Annotated in this window: 3 protein-coding genes; 2 read left to right on the forward strand and 1 reads right to left on the reverse strand. The window is 73.9% G+C overall.

Going from position 1 to position 2,914, the window contains the following annotated elements; all coding sequences use genetic code 11:
• The first annotated feature begins 240 nt into the window (after positions 1–240).
• Entirely contained in the window at positions 241–1,647 is a 1,407-nt protein-coding gene (locus tag GT045_RS16975) for an FAD-linked oxidase C-terminal domain-containing protein (RefSeq protein ID WP_161293890.1), read from the forward strand.
• Positions 1,648–1,847: 200 nt separating this feature from the next.
• Here the strand turns inward: GT045_RS16975 and GT045_RS16980 are convergent, their stop codons facing one another.
• Entirely contained in the window at positions 1,848–2,261 is a 414-nt protein-coding gene (locus GT045_RS16980; RefSeq protein ID WP_161334688.1) for an SsgA family sporulation/cell division regulator, read from the reverse strand.
• Positions 2,262–2,495: 234 nt separating this feature from the next.
• On the opposite strand from GT045_RS16980, the gene GT045_RS39775 reads away from it, so the two are divergent.
• Positions 2,496–2,914: DUF2510 domain-containing protein (locus GT045_RS39775; protein ID WP_237538660.1), on the forward strand; the 419-nt coding region annotated here is incomplete at its 3' end.

Consider the following 2,914-nt stretch of genomic DNA (forward strand, 5'->3'; position numbering starts at 1 on the left):
CTTCGCCCGGAAGCAGCGTCAGCACCGCGCCCGCGACGGCGCCGCCCGCCAGCGAGGCGACCAGCACCCGCCGCAGCACGCGCCGGGATCGACGCGGTGGCGGGTCGGTGATCAGGGACGTACCCGGCATGCTCGGTCGGTGGTCCATGGCGCTCACTGTGCGCCAGTACGACGAGCACATCCGGGTGGCCCAAGGGAGGCACGGTTGGGGTTCACACCGATGGCCGCGAGTGTCACGCTGTGATCATGAGCCGTATCGAAGCACCGCGCGACGAACACACGGGGAACCTCACCGACCGGCTCCTGGCCGGCCTGCCGCCCGAGGCCGTCCTGACCGACCCCGACGTCACGGCCTCCTACGCCAACGACATGGCGAGCTTCTGCCCGGCGGGCACTCCCGCCGTCGTCGTCCTCCCGCGCACCGTCGAGCAGGTTCAGCACATCATGCGCACGGCGACCGAACTACGGGTCCCGGTCGTCCCGCAGGGCGCCCGCACCGGTCTGTCCGGCGGCGCCAACGCCACCGACGGCTGCATCGCCCTGTCCCTCACCAAGATGGACCGCATCCTGGAGATCAGCCCCGTCGACCGGATCGCCGTGGTCGAACCCGGTGTGATCAACGCGGTCCTCTCCCGCGCCGTCGAGGAACACGGCCTGTACTACCCGCCGGACCCCTCCAGCTGGGAGATGTGCACCATCGGCGGCAACATCGGCACCGCCTCCGGCGGCCTGTGCTGCGTCAAGTACGGCGTGACCGCCGAGTACGTCCTCGGCCTGGACGTCGTGCTCGCGGACGGCCGCCTGCTGTCCACCGGCCGCCGTACCGCCAAGGGCGTCGCGGGCTACGACCTCACCCGTCTCTTCGTCGGCTCCGAGGGCTCCCTCGGGATCGTCGTCCGGGCGGTCCTGGCCCTGAAGCCCAAGCCGCCCCGGCAGCTCGTCCTGGCCGCCGAGTTCGCCTCCGCGACCGCCGCCTGCGACGCCGTATGCCGGATCATGGCGGGCGGTCACGTGCCGTCCCTCCTCGAACTGATGGACCGTACGACCGTCAAGGCGGTCAACGCCCTCGCCCACATGGGGCTGCCCGAGACCACCGAGGCGCTGCTGCTGGCCGCCTTCGACACCCCCGACCCGGCCGCCGACCTCGCCGCCGTCGGCGCTCTGTGCGAGGCCGCCGGCGCCACGCAGGTCGTGCCGGCCGAGGACGCCGCCGAGTCCGAACTCCTCCTCCAGGCCCGGCGGCTCTCGCTGACCGCGCTGGAGGCGGTCAAGGGCACGACGATGATCGACGACGTGTGCGTGCCCCGGTCGAAGCTCGGCGCGATGCTCGACGGCGTGGAGCGGATCGCCGGGGCGTACGACCTCACGATCGGGGTCTGCGCGCACGCGGGCGACGGCAACACCCACCCCACCGTCTGCTTCGACGCGCAGGACCCCGAGGAGTCGCGCCGGGCCCGCGAGTCGTTCGACGAGATCATGGCCCTCGGCCTGGAGCTGGGCGGCACCATCACCGGCGAACACGGGGTCGGCGTGCTGAAGAAGGAGTGGCTGGCCCGGGAGATCGGCCCGGTCGGGGTGGAGATGCAGCGGGCGGTGAAGCAGGTCTTCGACCCGCTGGGCATCCTCAACCCCGGCAAGGTCCTCTGACGGACCGAGGACGGGCGCGGGGCCGGCGGAGCCCTTGCGCCCGCCGGAGCCGGCCCGGACAGGACCCGCCGGGCGCGGGACCGGAGGGGCCGTCACCGGGCGCGGGACCCGAGAGGCCGTCACCGGGCGCGGGACCCGAGAGGCCGTCACCGGGCGCGGGACCGGAGGGGCCGTCACCGGGCGCGGGACCGGACGGGGCGTCACCGGGCGAGCAGCTGGTCGAGCGCGTCGTCGAGGCCCAGCCGGCCGCCCTCCGCCCCCGGCGGCACGACCCGCAGCGTCCGCTCCAGCCAGGCCGACACCTGCGGCACCGGCGCCTGGAGCAGCGCGTCCCCGTCCGGTGAACTCAGCGCCATCAGGACGACCCCGCGCCCGTTCACCTTCGTCGGCCACACCCGTACGTCCCCGTGCCCGCACGGCCGGAACACCCCCTCCACCAGCAGATCGCGGGCGAACGTCCAGTGGACCGGCTGCTCGGAGTTGATGTGGAAGGTGATGTGGACGGCATAGGGGTCGTCGGAGCGGTAGCTGAGCCGGGCCGGCACCGGGACGCTGCGCTCCGGCGCCAGGATGAGCTCAAGCTCCAGCTCCCGTTCCACCACGGTGTGCTGCATGACCTGCGTTCCTCTCTGGTCGGGGCCGCTCGAACCGGGCCCGCACGGAGGGAGAGGGGTCTGGGGCGGGGCCATTACGCGGGTTCGGGGAAATTTTTCCGCGAGGCCGGGCGGGTCCGGTACGCCGTTGCCCGGAAAGGGGTGGGTCCGGCGGGACTGGCGGTGGGGGATGCCCGCGTCTGATAGATGTGGAGGCCCCCATACCACCTCCGAGCAGATACGGGACGATCGGACATGAGCGCCCCAACCCCGGCACCCGGCGACGACAGGCCCCGCGAGGGCTACTACCCGGACCCGTCCATCCCCGGCTACGTCCGGTACTGGAACGGCGCCTCCTGGGTGCCCGGCACCAGCCGCCCGGCGCCGAAGGACGGCGAACCGCTCACTCCGCCGCCCGGCGTCCAGCCGGCCGCCCCGTCCGTGGAGGAGACGGGCCCGCACTTCTTCGACGAGGACCCCGGTCTCCCGGGCCAGGTGGGCCCCGAGGGGCACGCGGGTCCGGACCAGACCGGTCCGGCGGACCAGGCCGGCCGGTGGGCTCAGGCGGCCTCGACCGGGCAGGCCCCCCACGGTGCGCAGGCCCCCCACGGTGCGCAGGCCCCCCACGGTGCGCAGGCGGCCCACGGTGCGCAGGCGGCCCGGGGAGCGCAGGC

Source organism: Streptomyces sp. SID486, from assembly GCF_009865385.1.
Lineage (GTDB): Bacteria > Actinomycetota > Actinomycetes > Streptomycetales > Streptomycetaceae > Streptomyces.

Bases quoted from the DNA above. Each gene is read 5' to 3' on its own strand.
- GT045_RS16980 (WP_161334688.1), bottom strand. From the start codon at position 2,261: ATGCAGCACACCGTGGTGGAACGGGAGCTGGAGCTTGAGCTCATCCTG.